This window comes from Pelosinus baikalensis, from assembly GCF_020819555.1.
GTDB classification, from domain to species: Bacteria; Bacillota; Negativicutes; order DSM-13327; family DSM-13327; genus Pelosinus; species Pelosinus baikalensis.
The window spans coordinates 1-13,489 of the sequence record NZ_JAJHJB010000013.1; the positions used below are offsets into that span (position 1 = coordinate 1).

17 protein-coding genes and 1 other annotated feature are annotated in these 13,489 nt (G+C 39.4%); of the genes, 6 read left to right on the forward strand and 11 right to left on the reverse strand.

Annotation, left to right across the window (positions count from 1 at the left end; translation table 11 throughout):
* Window positions 1-141: 141 nt before the first annotated feature.
* Complete coding sequence (locus LMF89_RS10835; RefSeq protein WP_229535085.1) at window positions 142-996, reverse strand: SDR family oxidoreductase; 855 nt, start codon at window positions 994-996, stop codon at window positions 142-144.
* Between the two features lie 359 nt (window positions 997-1,355).
* On the opposite strand from LMF89_RS10835, the gene LMF89_RS10840 reads away from it, so the two are divergent.
* On the forward strand, window positions 1,356-1,748 hold the full coding sequence (locus LMF89_RS10840) for a hypothetical protein (protein WP_229535086.1): 393 nt from the start codon (window positions 1,356-1,358) through the stop codon (window positions 1,746-1,748).
* 144 nt (window positions 1,749-1,892) lie between these two features.
* Here LMF89_RS10840 and LMF89_RS10845 read toward each other — a convergent pair whose 3' ends face one another.
* The 3 genes from LMF89_RS10845 to LMF89_RS10855 all read right to left on the reverse strand — a co-directional run bounded on the left by LMF89_RS10845 (window position 1,893) and on the right by LMF89_RS10855 (window position 3,740).
* The gene (locus LMF89_RS10845; protein ID WP_007960691.1) at window positions 1,893-2,309 is read right to left on the reverse strand and encodes an EVE domain-containing protein; all 417 of its coding nucleotides are present in this window, start codon (window positions 2,307-2,309) and stop codon (window positions 1,893-1,895) included.
* A gap of 260 nt (window positions 2,310-2,569) precedes the next feature.
* On the reverse strand, window positions 2,570-2,935 hold the full coding sequence (locus tag LMF89_RS10850; RefSeq protein WP_007960693.1) for a GIY-YIG nuclease family protein: 366 nt from the start codon (window positions 2,933-2,935) through the stop codon (window positions 2,570-2,572).
* Window positions 2,936-2,975: 40 nt separating this feature from the next.
* Entirely contained in the window at window positions 2,976-3,740 is a 765-nt protein-coding gene (locus LMF89_RS10855; protein ID WP_229535087.1) for a DUF2087 domain-containing protein, read from the reverse strand.
* 272 nt (window positions 3,741-4,012) lie between these two features.
* Here LMF89_RS10855 and LMF89_RS10860 point away from each other — a divergent pair, with 272 nt between their 5' ends.
* Window positions 4,013-4,480 (forward strand): DoxX family protein, encoded by a 468-nt coding sequence (locus tag LMF89_RS10860; RefSeq protein WP_007960697.1) that lies wholly within the window; start codon window positions 4,013-4,015, stop codon window positions 4,478-4,480.
* A gap of 123 nt (window positions 4,481-4,603) precedes the next feature.
* Complete coding sequence (locus LMF89_RS10865) at window positions 4,604-5,749, forward strand: metallophosphoesterase (RefSeq protein ID WP_229535088.1); 1,146 nt, start codon at window positions 4,604-4,606, stop codon at window positions 5,747-5,749.
* Between the two features lie 109 nt (window positions 5,750-5,858).
* Here the strand turns inward: LMF89_RS10865 and LMF89_RS10870 are convergent, their stop codons facing one another.
* From LMF89_RS10870 to LMF89_RS10880, 3 genes are all read right to left on the reverse strand, one after another.
* A complete protein-coding gene (locus LMF89_RS10870) occupies window positions 5,859-6,494 on the reverse strand; it encodes a flavodoxin family protein (protein WP_229535089.1) in 636 nt (211 codons plus the stop codon).
* Window positions 6,495-6,913: 419 nt separating this feature from the next.
* On the reverse strand, window positions 6,914-7,537 hold the full coding sequence (locus tag LMF89_RS10875) for a 3D domain-containing protein (RefSeq protein ID WP_229535168.1): 624 nt from the start codon (window positions 7,535-7,537) through the stop codon (window positions 6,914-6,916).
* Window positions 7,538-7,664: 127 nt separating this feature from the next.
* Complete coding sequence (locus LMF89_RS10880; protein WP_007937273.1) at window positions 7,665-8,120, reverse strand: Lrp/AsnC family transcriptional regulator; 456 nt, start codon at window positions 8,118-8,120, stop codon at window positions 7,665-7,667.
* Window positions 8,121-8,285: 165 nt separating this feature from the next.
* Between LMF89_RS10880 and LMF89_RS10885 the strand changes: the two genes are divergently transcribed.
* From LMF89_RS10885 to LMF89_RS10895, 3 genes are read left to right on the forward strand one after another with little or no spacing between them, the layout of a single operon-like run.
* Window positions 8,286-9,125, forward strand: a complete 840-nt coding sequence (locus tag LMF89_RS10885) for a sulfite exporter TauE/SafE family protein (RefSeq protein WP_229535090.1) — start codon at window positions 8,286-8,288, stop codon at window positions 9,123-9,125.
* Window positions 9,126-9,130: 5 nt separating this feature from the next.
* Complete coding sequence (locus LMF89_RS10890) at window positions 9,131-9,505, forward strand: DUF1634 domain-containing protein (protein WP_229535169.1); 375 nt, start codon at window positions 9,131-9,133, stop codon at window positions 9,503-9,505.
* A 29-nt stretch (window positions 9,506-9,534) separates the two neighbouring features.
* Window positions 9,535-10,008, forward strand: coding sequence for an HD domain-containing protein (locus LMF89_RS10895; RefSeq protein WP_229535091.1), 474 nt, complete (start codon window positions 9,535-9,537; stop codon window positions 10,006-10,008).
* 223 nt (window positions 10,009-10,231) lie between these two features.
* Here LMF89_RS10895 and LMF89_RS10900 read toward each other — a convergent pair whose 3' ends face one another.
* From LMF89_RS10900 to LMF89_RS10915, 4 genes are read right to left on the reverse strand one after another with little or no spacing between them, the layout of a single operon-like run.
* Window positions 10,232-10,906 carry an energy-coupling factor transporter transmembrane component T family protein gene (locus LMF89_RS10900; RefSeq protein WP_007937265.1) on the reverse strand — a complete coding sequence of 225 codons (675 nt, stop codon included), beginning with the start codon at window positions 10,904-10,906 and terminating at the stop codon, window positions 10,232-10,234.
* Window positions 10,881-11,726, reverse strand: a complete 846-nt coding sequence (locus LMF89_RS10905; protein ID WP_229535092.1) for an energy-coupling factor ABC transporter ATP-binding protein — start codon at window positions 11,724-11,726, stop codon at window positions 10,881-10,883. The genes LMF89_RS10900 and LMF89_RS10905 overlap by 26 nt, the downstream gene beginning before the upstream one ends.
* Window positions 11,719-12,582 (reverse strand): energy-coupling factor ABC transporter ATP-binding protein, encoded by an 864-nt coding sequence (locus LMF89_RS10910; protein ID WP_229535093.1) that lies wholly within the window; start codon window positions 12,580-12,582, stop codon window positions 11,719-11,721. Before LMF89_RS10910 ends, LMF89_RS10905 begins: the two co-directional genes overlap by 8 nt.
* The gene (locus LMF89_RS10915) at window positions 12,582-13,151 is read right to left on the reverse strand and encodes a tryptophan transporter (protein ID WP_090940721.1); all 570 of its coding nucleotides are present in this window, start codon (window positions 13,149-13,151) and stop codon (window positions 12,582-12,584) included. The genes LMF89_RS10910 and LMF89_RS10915 overlap by 1 nt, the downstream gene beginning before the upstream one ends.
* 61 nt (window positions 13,152-13,212) lie before the next feature.
* Window positions 13,213-13,476 (reverse strand) — a binding site (T-box leader).
* Window positions 13,477-13,489 lie beyond the last annotated feature (13 nt).

Here is a 13,489-nt window from a genome sequence, read left to right on the forward strand (position 1 = left end):
TGCGATTGAATGAGGTTCGTTAAGGCTCATGTCTAAAAATAGGGGGTTAGACCGGTTCGATTCGTTTTATATGGTTTTAAAGGACGAGCTTCTTATAATTTTGTGAGTAAGATGTAGCAAGTTGTAGGTATGATTAGCGGATTACCCATTTACAATGGTACCGCCATTGACGTGAAGGATTTGTCCTGACATATAGCTTGAGTCAGCGGAAGCGAGAAATACATAGCAGGGGGCTACTTCCGCGGGCTGACCTGCACGTTTCATTGGAGTATTTTGCCCGAACTGTGCTACATGCTGGTCGTTAAAGGAAGCAGGAATCAGAGGTGTCCAAATGGGACCGGGGGCTACACCATTGACACGGATGCCTTGCCCTATTAAAGATTGAGATAAGGAACGAGTAAAAGAAACGATAGCACCTTTGGTTGCAGAGTAGTCAATTAATTGTTCATTTCCCTCATAGGCAGTGACCGAAGCAGTATTAATAATTGAACTACCATATTTTAAATGTGGCAGTGCTGCTTTACTAAGGTAGAAATAAGAAAAAATATTGGTGCGAAAGGTCCTTTCCAGCTGTAAGGCAGAAATATTTTGAAGGCTTGTCTGTACATGTTGTTCAGCTGCATTATTGACGAGTATGTCTAATTGACCGAATTCTTTTATTGTTTCTGCGACGACTTGTTGGCAGAAGGTTTCATTGCCAATGTCGCCGGCAATTATTAAACAGCGTTTTCCTGTTTCCTCCACCAATTTTTTTGTCTCACCTGCGTCAGCATGCTCATTAAGATAGGCGATAGCCACATTGGCGCCCTCTCTGGCAAAGGCTAATGCTACAGCACGACCTATGCCGCTGTCCCCGCCGCTGATTAAAGCTACCTTATTTTCCAGCTTACTACTGGAGCGATAGTTATCACTGATGGAAATGGGGCGGGGATTCATTTGTGATTCAACTCCCGGCTGTTGGTTCTGATGTTGTGGTGGGAAGCTTTGTTGGTTCATGTTTACACCTCTTCAAAGATAATGATGCTATAGTTTCCCCAAATCGATACTTTGTAATACTGCATAATTATCATTGTGTGTTTTTAACTACAAAGAGTCTACAACTAAGTTCCAGTTGTAGACTCTTAAAATTCTTATAATAATTCTTTTAGTTTTTCTAAATCATTGTTACATAGAACGGAGAGATTTTCGGTATTGTTTATGTCCTTCTATAGGAAAGGAAGATTTCGATTAGGTCCATGTAATTGTGATTTCATAGTATGCTCCTTTAAAGGGCGAATTTGGCATTGCAGAAACCAAAAACTTCCAGGTATTAGTTCTTTTTTTATAGCCATAATATGTAGTGTAAAGGGTTCGTAATGGTTGAGCCAAGACTGGTGTCGGATCTTAATCGGTTCGGCATTGGTCGGCCAAAGAGTATTGTCGGGTCGAGAGGTTCGGCAGTAGTCGGCGGGCAGATCGTTATATGTCTTGTAAGGCTGTACGGCAGCCCAACTGTTGTCGTGTGGTCAAAAGGGATGTGTAACGGTCGAGCTAAGACTGCCATGGGTTCTGAAGTGATAGGGGTCGGCCGTTGTCGGGAGATTGCGACCGGTTCGGTAGGGATCTGTGGCAGTCGAGCAAAGGTCAGTATCGGTTGTGTAATGCTTGTGGGTAGTCGAAAGATTGCGTATAGGTATGTAATGATCGGTATTGGCTGTAGCGTAGATCATTACGGGCTCTTTTTAAGGCTAGCGGATTTATTCCGTTAGCTTTTGCTTTTTTTATGTTTTTAAAGTTGGGAATATCAGCTTTACGAACCGCAAAGGCACAGAGTGCGCAGAGGAGGATTTTTTTACACTATCTATTTTTGCTCAGCGTTCTCTGCGCCTCTGCGGTGTACTTTTTTAATATTGCTATGGTGCAGCTTGCTTGGCGCTAGTATGTATGTATTTCCAGTGTTCTTCGCTTACAGGCATAACGGAAAGACGTGATTGACGTACGAGTTCCCATTCTTGAAAGAGAGCATTACTTTTGATTTCTTTTAATGTTACAGGCCTGTCTAAGGGATAACGTGGCTTAACATCGACTACGATGAAACGCTCATCAGTCTCATTTGGGTCAGGATAAAAAGTTGAAATGACTTCAGCCACTCCGATAATCGCTTTTTCTTTTCCAGTATGATAAATAAAGACAAGGTCACCTAATTCCATTTGCTTCATATGTTTTAATGCTGCAAAGTTTTTTACACCATTCCAGCGGTCCTGCCCCAACTTCTCAAGATCACTATAACTGAAACTTTCAGGTTCTGTTTTTGCAAGCCAATAAGCCATAGTATCACTCCTTATCGATTGATCTAGTGCGTGTCTTTTATTATATAGTATTTACCATTTTAGCAGAAATATAAATTACGAGAGTAGAAAGAAAGTATTGTGTAAAAAAGATAAACCGCGAAGAACTACGAAGAGCACGAAAAGTAATATAGTTACGTTTTATTCTTCGTGATCTTCCCAGCTTCGCGGTTCAAGAATTTTAAAATGGATATCCTAAAATATTGAATTACTTATCAGGTGGGGAAATACTCCAGCTCCAATCAAGTCTTTTTTATTTTTAGTTTATTGTATCCTTTTTCACCATAGGGTTGTAGATTGGTTAGCCATTTGTCTTCTAGGGTTAAAATCGTCTTTTGATAATCTTCTTTTATAACTTCTTCTGGTTTTAGGACCTCAAGGACCTCACAAGTAAAAGCAGCAGAACCATATTGGTGCCAGTCCTCTTGCATGTCCTTAATAGGATGGGAAGCTGCATTTAATTGAAAACGGTGTCTATTGAAGATTCCAGGTAAATTCATACTGCTGCCGACAAAGATTTTACCATTAATAGTATTTTTGATTTGGTACACTCCCATAGGAAGGGACGTTTGCTTGTATGTCAGTTTAAGTTCTTTTTTTCTGTCCAAGAGAATCAACTCCTTTTTTTATTTCAAAATGATGCTTTAATTACAATGTAAGCCAGTAGGAACTGCCATCCTGAGTTCGTGTCATAAATCCATAATCGATAAGAAGACGGCGCAAAAGTACATAATCTTCATACAAAGGTTTTAGTATGGCGTTTACTTCTTTTTCAGTATAGTGTTGATTGGCAGTAAATTTCTTAAGAATATGCTGTAAGATAGCTACTCGTTTCTTCTCTTTGAGAGGAAACGAATCTAACGGACCGTTAAGCCCTTGTTTAAAATAACTGTTTAAAATACTTTCGTTCTCCTGCTCTGTAATCGCAAAGCGTTCATCTACTTGCTTTGCATTACGTGGAATATCAATAAAACTTTGTTTCTTTGGTATTTGTTCTCCTAGTAGCTCCATTATGGCTAAAAATACTTTGGCTTGTTTCTGCTTTTCTCGTAAGGAAAAGCGATGATTGCGGATGGTTGATGTGCTGCCTGTACCCAGTACTTTTGCGACATCATTATCACTATTGCCTTCATAGAAAAGCTCAAGAATTAGCTTTTGATGATCAGTCAGTCCGGTTAATTTTTTATCTAAATTAAGCAAAAAATGAAAAGATGAATGATGGCATTTTGCAATATGAATTTCAATATATTTTTTTGCTTCATATAAGATATTATTTTCAGGATAGATGATGCCATTTCGAATACTTTCGCCGCAGATGAGGCATGTAAATTCATCGGTATCTTCATTGTAAAAATAGCCTTGTTTGATTTCATTTTGCGTTGCATGCCAAAAAAATTCTGGAATGTTGTTCATTTTATAGACACCTCTTAATATTATCTAGTGAATCTATAGACATTATAAATCTTTATCTAAACAATAGTCAAGACATAATTGCGATTTGTTTGGATTTTCCATAGACCTAGTAAAATAATGTCTATAAAAGTAGCGTGTCCTTATAGTGAGAAAAACAATCATTAGGGATAGACCTCCAGCAGGATTTGCATTATAATGTAAAATACAAATAAAGTAGAGTCTTTATATTTAATGACTTAGATGAGAATACATAGAAAAAGGGGATAGTGGATATGAAGAAACTTTTGATTTGGCTTAATCAATGGAGCGTTTCTTATATTGATCTTGGATTGTTAGTATTTCGTTTGGTGCTAGGTGGTATGTTTATGTGGCATGGATATCCTAAGATTGCTGGCGGAGTTGAAAAATGGGCTGCTCTGGGGAAATCGATGGAGGTATTCGGTATTGCATTTGCTCCAGCTTTTTGGGGCTTTATGTCCGCATTTGCAGAATTTTTTGGAGGATTATTTTTTGCCATCGGATTCTTATATCGTCCCATGTCTTTATTGTTAGCTATCAATATGCTTGTTGCTTTTTCTACTCAGATGTTAAGTGACAAAGGGTTAATGAAGGCTTCCCAATCCTTCGAAAATGGAGGAAGTTTCTTTGCAGCATTCTTTGTTGGACCAGGCAAATATAGTGTGGATAAGTTAATGGGATTGAATGAAGTAAAGAAATCTCGATTTGCTAAATTTGAATAAAAAATCAAAAAGGTTGTTATTCTAAGAATTCTAATCCTAGTCATACTGATTTTGAAGTTGGTCACTTGCGAGTTTCCATTTGTAAACTTATTTTCCATGGATAGAAAGGAATAGGAGTCGTAGATGAATTCTTTTATTCTGATAATGAGTGTTTTGCTTTTGATTTACGCTGCAGGTAATTATTATATCGGTTTACGTTTTTTTCAAGCTTTTCGCAGCATGATAGAACCTTATACGGTGTTATATTGGAGTGGATATACCTTTTTAGCAATTTCTAAATTGGTGGGGCGAATCGGGAGAATAAAATTTCCGGGCTTTGCGAATGATATCATTATTATTATTGGGGATTACTGGCTTGCGGCAGCGTATTATTTTTTCCTATTCTGGATCATTATCGATGTTGGGAGTTTTCTAAGTGATGTATTGTTTCATAGACAGATCATCCAAGGACCAGCTTTGGGCTTGACTGTTATTACTTTAGTAGGATTGCTTTTGGTTTATGGGAGATGGAATGCTTGCAATCCTCGTGTTCGACAGTATGATGTGGTGATTCCCAAAGGCGTGAGTAATTTACCAAAGATACATGCAGTTATGGTAGCGGATGTACATCTTGGTACCATTGTTGATAATACCCGTCTTGAAGAAATGGTCAATAAAATCAACGAACTGAATCCTGATATTATATTTCTGGTAGGAGATACCATTGATGAAGATGTACAGCGTTTCATCAAGAAAAAAATGTCGGAAGGCTTAAAAAAATTAAATTCCCAATATGGTGTATTTGCAGTCCTTGGAAATCATGAATATCTCGGAAGTGATAGCCAGAGTGCAATAGAGCAATTAAGACAGTCTGGTATTAGCGTGCTACGTGATGAATACCAGTTGGTGAATAATCAGTTTTATATCGTTGGACGGGACGATCCTACATCAGTTAGAGTAACAGGGCAGCAGCGACTGGATCTGTCTGCAGTAATGCAAGGTATTGATACAAAGCTGCCCATTATTCTGCTCGATCATCAGCCTTTCAAGTTGACTGAAGGACAGCTAAATGGTGTCGATCTGCAGTTATCTGGGCATACCCATCACGGACAGTTTTTTCCTAATCAGTATATAACTAAGCGCATTTTTGAAATTGACTGGGGTTATCTGAAAAAAGATCGTTATCAGGTAATTGTCTCTTGCGGTTTTGGTACATGGGGACCACCTATACGAATTGGTAATTGTCCAGAAATTATTGATTTGATGATTCATTTTGAGAAAGAAGTATAAAGAGCAACAATCATAGACTGCTGGTGGAGCAGTCTATGATTGTTGCTCTTTATACTTTTATTTATACAAGCGGGAGTTATATAAGTTCTTTACTGCACTTACACCAGCTTTATCGTATGAAATTTGTGAATACCTTTTCTTCTTGAGGAAGAGGTGGTACTTGCGCTTTTCCAGCAGCTAATGTTTTCATAAGCCAAGCCATGTTTTTGCCTAGAACTCGAAGAATTTGCTGACCTTCATGATCATCTTTTACTTCTGCCGGTGCTGTACCGTGGATTACATTCCAGTAGTTAGAGGTTGGCATAATCATTTCGGCATAGTTGATATAATGATTTAGAGCATCGAAGGTTGCTACACCGCCGGAACGGCGGACTGCTACGAGGGTTGCTCCGACTTTGTGGCGGAGTAATCCTCCATTTACGCTTGTTACATAAAAAACACGATCTAAAAAGGATTTCATAGTGCCGGCAATGCCTGAGAAATGTACAGGAGATCCCAGCAAAATACCGTCTGCTTTTTTGATTTTCTGGATAGAGTCATTGACTTCATCATTTGGAATGACACAGCGTTCATTCAGGTTGTTAGCACAGCCTCCACAGGCTAAGCATCCTCTGATGATTTTATTGCCAATATGGATGATTTCAAACTCAATTCCCTCGGCTAGTAATGCTTCTCCTACTTGTTCTAGTGAATGATACGTATTACCCTTACTGTTTGGACTTCCATTAATGGCGATGACTTTCATTATTTCCTCCTCTTGTATCGCCTTTGTACTTACTTGAAGCTAGGCGACAGCATTTATTTGGTTCAGTCTATAGTAAATCAACGGAAATGACAAGAACGCACTTTTTGGTAGGGTGCTTACTAAAAAGTAAGCTCACCATAAAATAGATGATTATAAATTGAATCGTCTTCTATTGTTTAAGGAGAAAAGTTTGTACAAGAGTATCGCAATTCTCCTAAAGTAGCTGATGTAAAGCAGTTACGGCAGAGTATGCAGTATTTGTGAAAAATAATAACTATAATTTAACTCAAAGAAGTCGACGAATATAGAAAAAAGTAATTAAGGAATTTCAATAGCATTGGATCATTAAAAAACTTTATCACAAAATGATATAAAACACCCCTATTCTTCAAAAATCGGAAGATAGGGGTGTTAGAATTCTATTTGTCACCTTTCTCGACGACAAATACTTTTACGTCTTTCATGCCAAAATCCTGGGCTTTGTCTACGGATGTTTTGGCAATATCAATACGATTACCCTTAATCGCTCCACCAGTATCTTCTGCTACGGCATATTCGCCATGTCCATCGGGATACTGAATGTAGAGGCGCGATCCTAAAGGAATAACATTTGGGTCTACAGCAACTACACCAGGACGTATCTGTGTGCCCAAATAGGTTTTATCGCCCCATTGATCATTGTCATGAGCTCCTGGTGCATAAGCAGTGGCAGTGATATTCAAGACGTCTTCATACTTACTGGGTGTTTTGGCAGAGGAGGAGGTATCTTTGGATTTGCTGTCTTTGGATTTTTGATGATCACCTTGATTTGATGGATTTGATTTCTCCGTCGGCTTGGAAGTGTTAGTATCTTTGACTTGTTCGGTAACAGCTGGCGGATCTGCATTGGATGGATCGGCTGAAGCATGTGCTACAGGAGCGGCAAGTCCAGGCAGCATGGCTCCAGACAATATAGCGGCGCCAGCCACTGCGGCTGCAGCTATATTCTTGAATTTTTTCTGAAACCGTGAAATTGTGCGATGACGTTTGTTTTTATGATTCATCATAGTATCCTCCTTTAATGAGGTTATTATGATATAGTGTTTGCGAAAAAAATTGTAATACACCTGTGATTTTTTTGTATTTTTCATCGTCTAAAGGGTATACTTGCTACCAGATGAATGTCGAAATTTAGAGAAGTAAAGCACCTCTTTCTTTATAACGAGTGATTAAAAATTCAGAATCTACGCTTTGAATTCCATCAATGGATTGCAGCTTGCGCATATAGTGATTCCCTTGTTCTTGGTTATCAAAGAGGGCATGTACATGTAAGTGGGGGTGACCACTCATCTGATATACATTTGTTATTTCCTGGTCAGCAAAGAGTTTTTCGGCAATGGAGTCGATCTTAGACCATTCTACGTTGATGTTAAAGTACATGGAGACCATTTTCCCAGCTTTAAGAGGGTTGACTACAATGGTAAAACGATCAATAATTCCATGATCTATTAATTGGTTAATACGTTCTCTAACAGCCGCACGCGTTAAATTCAAAAGACGACCGAGCTCTGCGTTACTCAGACGTCCATTTTCTGATAAAAATTTAAGGATTTTTCTATCCACTTCATCTAAATTTTTGAATTGCATAGTGTATCTTCCTTTCAAAAACTAATTTTATTACAACGTAAAAAAAAACATATAAATATTGATCGAATGTATATATTATATTATACTTGTGTTAGAGGTTAAAAGAAAATAAATTTTATTTCTACTTATAGTCTAGGTATTATTTTAATTATTGGGGTGAGAAATGTGACGATTGTAGCTATTAAGATACTGCTTGTTTCTATTTCGGCAGGTGTACTTGGCTCTATCTTAGGTCTTGGCGGCGGGATTATTGTGACACCTGCTTTGACATTATTATTTGGAGTGGATATTCAACATGCCATTGGAGCAAGTCTGATCTCTGTTATTGCTACCTCCAGCGGTGCAGCAGTTGCATATATCAAGGATGGAATAACAAACATTCGAGTGGGCATGTTTTTAGAAATAGCGACAACAGTAGGTGCTATTACAGGAGCTTTAATTGCAGGTTTAGTTTCGCCAAATCTTTTGTATATCATTTTTGGTCTGTTATTGTTGTATTCTGCTCTGGCTATGCTTAAGAAAACTAAAGAAGAATTGCCTGAAGAAGTACCTCTACATAATGTAGCAAAGACGTTAAAGCTGCAAGGGGAGTATTATGATAAAGCGCTAAAGAAAAATGTTTCCTATAATGTGGATAATGTTTATAGCGGTTTCGGCGTGATGTATGGAGCTGGCATCATATCTGGACTGCTGGGTATCGGAAGCGGGAGCTTTAAAGTAATGGCAATGGATGTTTTTATGAAGCTTCCTTTAAAAGTCTCTAGTGCAACGAGTAATTTCATGATGGGCGTTACTGGAGCTGCCAGTGCGGGAATTTATTTGTATAGAGGCGATATAAGTCCCATTATATCGGCACCAGTGGCGATTGGCGTATTGATAGGAGCTACCATTGGAGCAAAGATTATGCAGCGTTTGAAAAGTAAAACCATTCGTAAACTATTTATTCCGGTTCTCATGTATGTAGCCATACAAATGATGGCACAGGGATTGGGGGTTAAATTGTGAGTGAAATGATGAATAAAGATACACAGGAATCTTCAAAAGAGATTAATGAAGTTGAAATTTTTGTTAGCAAGTCTTTGCGCTTTGGTGTGCTAGTAAGTGGTGCGGTTATTTTGATAGGTCTAGTCCTCTTTTTAAGCAGTGGGGAAGGTGGCTATCCGGGAGACTCTTATCCGACACGGCTTAGAGATATTTTTGCAGGGGCTTTTGATATGAAACCTTTCGGAATTATCTTAGCAGGTTTAGTTTTATTGATTTGCACGCCCATTATGCGTGTGGGAATTTCCGCATTAGTATTTCTGAAGGAAAAAGATTGGCTGTACGTTGGTATATCAGCAGTAGTTTTTATAATCCTAGTTAGTGGATTTTTCTTTGGCAAATAGAAAAGTGAAGTAGATTTGGAGGTCTTTTTATGAATCGAGTATTTGAGATTCAAGAAAAAATTCTGGATAAAATTGCGGAATTTGAAAGTGCAGATGTGGAAAGAGATATAACGTTAAGCTGGGAAAGAATACATTTGGCAAGCTGTGCAGCAGTGGGACGAATTCTTGCGTTGAAGCGCGGCGCTGATCCTGAATTGAGTGCCATAGCCTGTTCGGTACATGATTATGGTCGTATCATCACAGGAAAGCAGCGAGATCATGCTATGGTAGGGTATGAACCTCTCAAACTATTTCTTAAAGAGAGTGGCTGCTTTACCGCAGAAGAGGTTGAATTACTAGCAACAGCTGCAAAAAATCATAGCAGCAAAAAAGAAGTAGGGAGCCCTATTGAGGAAATCGTCAAAGACGCAGATGTATTTGACTGCTATCAGTATGGTATGCCCCTGGATCGAGAAGAACAAAGAGCTCGGCTAAAGACTATCTTAGAGGAAATAGGTCATTAAGAAAATAGCCAGTGTGAAACCTTGTAAACTAGGTTTCACACTGGCTATTTTATAAGTAAAGAAATGCCGCCACCCGCGGCACACAAAGTAGAACACAAAAATAAGTTATAAATAATTCCTTTGTGTCCTTTGCGTTTTTATGGTTCGATCTGTTTTATATGTTTTAAGGCCGCCCAGACTTTTATAAAAGCAGCATAGTACATTACATCAGTGACACTGCTTTTTAGTAGATTTGTATCACAAGGTATGAGGTGAATAGGATCATTGAAAGCAGCATTGCGTAGTCTTGCAAGGCGAGTGTGACATTATTTTTAAAACTTCGTGTTTTTCGGCTGCCAAAACCGCGCAATTCTAAGCTGAGTGCCATTGTTTCTGATTTAGTAACCGCCTTAAGAACAAGAGGTTTGATAACCGCCATATAGGAGAAGAAACGCTGTAAGACATTGCCTTGGGGGGAATAACCCCGGCAAGCTTGTGCTTCTTGGATGGCTTTGCTCTCTGCTAAAAAATCCGGGATGAACCGCAGTGCTGCTGTTAGCATAAATGCATATTCATAAGGAATGTGGCATTGCAGAACTAAAGCTGCCGACAAGTCCTGCATTCTTGTGGTTGCCAATAAAATGAAGAAGACGAGAGTCATGGCAATCATCTTGCTGGCAGTAATGGCGGCAAGCAGTATATCATTATTTATGGCGTACTGCATGCCAGCTAAGATGGCAGCAAAGACAAATAAGCTGGCAATCCCCTTATAAACACTTGATCCAACTTTCGCGATAGCCAGAAGAATTAATTGGCAAACAATAAGTGCTGTTAAGGCAGGAAGGGATTGTAATACAATTGACCATATGGTGACAAAGATTGTCAACGCTAATTTAGTAATGGGGGCTATTTTCTGCATGGTCATCATTCCTCCTTAGAAGATTTGCAATTTGATTGCCTAGTTGTGTGATGGAAGTCGTCTGTGATATTTGGAAAGAAACAAGCTGGCGGGAAATCTTTAGGGCAGCTGGCTCGATTAGACCCCAGTCTGTTAGTTGGTTCGTATCATGGAACAATTCAGCTACAGTACCATCGAATACTTTTTGCCCTTTTTTCATGACGATAGCCCTTTGGGCACAGCAAGACAAGAATTCCATATCATGAGTGACTAACAATATAGTAGTACCTTGTTGATGCAGTTTTAATAACAATTGCAACAATTGCTCACGTTCCCTAGCATCCTGGCCGCTCGTAGGTTCATCCAGAATCAATATTTTAGGCTGCATAGCCAAAGCAGAGGCAATGGTAAGGCGTTGCTTTTGTCCTTTGGATAGGGAGAGAGGATAAGTAGCAGCTAAATGAGAGAGTCCGGTGACTTCTAGTGCTTGAGTAACGAAAGTCTGAATTTGTTCTGGAGTACAGCCTATTTGCTTGGGACCATAGGCTACTTCTTCCGCTACTGTATCATGAAAGATTTGACGGTCGGGATTTTGAAAAACATAACCAATGTGATGTGCCATTTTGGCGGGAGTCGCGCTTGCTAAACTATTTCCTTGAAAAAAGAGCTCACCTTTCGTTGGTTTTTTTAATGTCATCATCAGACGAGTCAGAGTGGTTTTACCGCTGCCGTTGCGTCCAACGATGGCCAAGAATTCTCCTGGATTTACCCTTAAAGAAACATCATGGATATCGTGAGATTGTGCTTTATAGGAGAAGTAAACATTTTTTAGTTCAAGCATTTTTGCGGGCCTCCTCGTCCAGGGCTTTGCCCAACTGTGTGATGGCTTCTTCCTCTGTATGCCAAGAGGCAAATTGCCTTGTTGCAAGCTCTTCTATCATGAGCTTTAACTGCCATAGGGGCGGTATCGCTTCTGCAAAAATCTGTTTTTTTGCCATGAAGCTGAGCACACTTTCAGGAGTGCCATTAAAAATCAATTGACCGTTTTCCAGCAGAACAAATTGATCTGCATAGGGAAGAACGGTGGCAATATCATGCTCGACTACCAGTATTGTGATACCATGCTCTTGATTTAAGTCACTGAGGAGTTTATATAATGAGTAAGTTCCTTCAGGGTCTAGGGCGGAAGTTGGTTCGTCCAGAACAAGTATTTTTGGATTGGTTGCCAGAACGCTGGCAAGGACCAAGCGTTGTTTCTGCCCTCCGGATAAATCCGTAACGGCTTGTTTTTCATAACCTGTCAAACCAACTTTGGCGAGTACCTCTTCGACTCTTTGTGTAATTTCTTCGGGAACAATCCCCATATTTTCAAGACTGAAAGCAACTTCTTCTTCTACAGTCATGGTCACTAATTGAGTTTCATAATCTTGTAAAACAGTACCGACTGTGAGTGCCAATTGCTGCATAGAAGATTCTTGTGTATGAATTCCAGCTACATAGACCTTCCCAGCAGAGCTGCCGCCAAAGTAGTGGGGAACGGCTCCTGCTACTGCTAGACAAAGTGTTGTTTTTCCTGCCCCGCTTGGACCTAATATAACAGAAAAGGATCCTTTCTCAATGGATATCGTTATGTTGTCAAGAACCTTTTTGGGATGATTGTAGGCGTAACTGAAGTTTTGCAGGGCTATGGCTGGCATTATTGATCACCTTTCAAATCAAATAATTTTTTTGCTGGGAAATAGAGGATTTGTGTGATGGCGGCATTAGCAGCAGCTACTGTAAATACGACAGGTATCATAGCGTATAGATACACAGACAAAGGTAGGGAAAGTACGACCTTAAGTATGGTTATGAATGTCATACCGCTAGCCACGGTGCTGATAAATCCTGTTACGGCAGGCTTAATGTTGAGCTTGCCTAATGTCATATTAAAAGTGTGGCAGACGAGCAATGTACATATAATAGCACCAATGGGCTCACTTAATAGGTTGCCATAAGGAAAAGCGGACTTAGAAGTTGGTATATTAATGGCCGCAGCAACTAGACCGATACCAAAAGATTGTTTAAGGGTAGGTTTAGTTAAATTAATAGCAATACAATACATGGCAATGGTCCAGTTAGGAGTTACGCCGCCAATATTTGGACTGACTAAATGCAAAATAGCACCAATAGCCAAAAGTAAGGTTGTAATCGTAACCCAGCGATAGCGACCGCCTTTATTTTTATCATGGATGGTTAATTCTGATTCATTTTTTTCTAATTCCATCGTAATCGCGCTCCTTCATTTTTAAAATAAAAAACCTCGTCTCTATACATGCATGTGCATATATAGGGACGAGGAGTTAACTCGCGGTGCCACCCTGATTAGCTTTTGAAAAAAGCTCAGCTTTACAAGATACAGGATAAAATACAATCCGATACCTGCTTCCTGATAACGGCGGAAGAATCCCGACAGCGCCTACCCCGTACATTACGGATCAGACTGTATCTCCCAGGCCCATTCCACATACCGAGTAGTGCCAAACTTCCACTGCCATTGGCTCGCTGTAACCCTTAGTGTATTGTGTACTCTTCCTGTTCATCGATAATGAATATGTATTTTAA

Excerpts from the sequence above, each read along its gene's own strand:
- LMF89_RS10835 (WP_229535085.1), bottom strand. The coding sequence starts at position 996 with ATGAACCAACAAAGCTTCCCACCACAACATCAGAACCAACAGCCGGGA.
- LMF89_RS10840 (WP_229535086.1), top strand. The coding sequence starts at position 1,356 with ATGGTTGAGCCAAGACTGGTGTCGGATCTTAATCGGTTCGGCATTGGT.
- LMF89_RS10845 (WP_007960691.1), bottom strand. The coding sequence starts at position 2,309 with ATGGCTTATTGGCTTGCAAAAACAGAACCTGAAAGTTTCAGTTATAGT.
- LMF89_RS10855 (WP_229535087.1), bottom strand. The coding sequence starts at position 3,740 with ATGAACAACATTCCAGAATTTTTTTGGCATGCAACGCAAAATGAAATC.
- LMF89_RS10860 (WP_007960697.1), top strand. The coding sequence starts at position 4,013 with ATGAAGAAACTTTTGATTTGGCTTAATCAATGGAGCGTTTCTTATATT.
- LMF89_RS10865 (WP_229535088.1), top strand. The coding sequence starts at position 4,604 with ATGAATTCTTTTATTCTGATAATGAGTGTTTTGCTTTTGATTTACGCT.
- LMF89_RS10870 (WP_229535089.1), bottom strand. The coding sequence starts at position 6,494 with ATGAAAGTCATCGCCATTAATGGAAGTCCAAACAGTAAGGGTAATACG.
- LMF89_RS10875 (WP_229535168.1), bottom strand. The coding sequence starts at position 7,537 with ATGAATCATAAAAACAAACGTCATCGCACAATTTCACGGTTTCAGAAA.
- LMF89_RS10880 (WP_007937273.1), bottom strand. The coding sequence starts at position 8,120 with ATGCAATTCAAAAATTTAGATGAAGTGGATAGAAAAATCCTTAAATTT.
- LMF89_RS10890 (WP_229535169.1), top strand. The coding sequence starts at position 9,131 with ATGATGAATAAAGATACACAGGAATCTTCAAAAGAGATTAATGAAGTT.
- LMF89_RS10895 (WP_229535091.1), top strand. The coding sequence starts at position 9,535 with ATGAATCGAGTATTTGAGATTCAAGAAAAAATTCTGGATAAAATTGCG.
- LMF89_RS10900 (WP_007937265.1), bottom strand. The coding sequence starts at position 10,906 with ATGCAGAAAATAGCCCCCATTACTAAATTAGCGTTGACAATCTTTGTC.
- LMF89_RS10905 (WP_229535092.1), bottom strand. The coding sequence starts at position 11,726 with ATGCTTGAACTAAAAAATGTTTACTTCTCCTATAAAGCACAATCTCAC.
- LMF89_RS10910 (WP_229535093.1), bottom strand. The coding sequence starts at position 12,582 with ATGCCAGCCATAGCCCTGCAAAACTTCAGTTACGCCTACAATCATCCC.
- LMF89_RS10915 (WP_090940721.1), bottom strand. The coding sequence starts at position 13,151 with ATGGAATTAGAAAAAAATGAATCAGAATTAACCATCCATGATAAAAAT.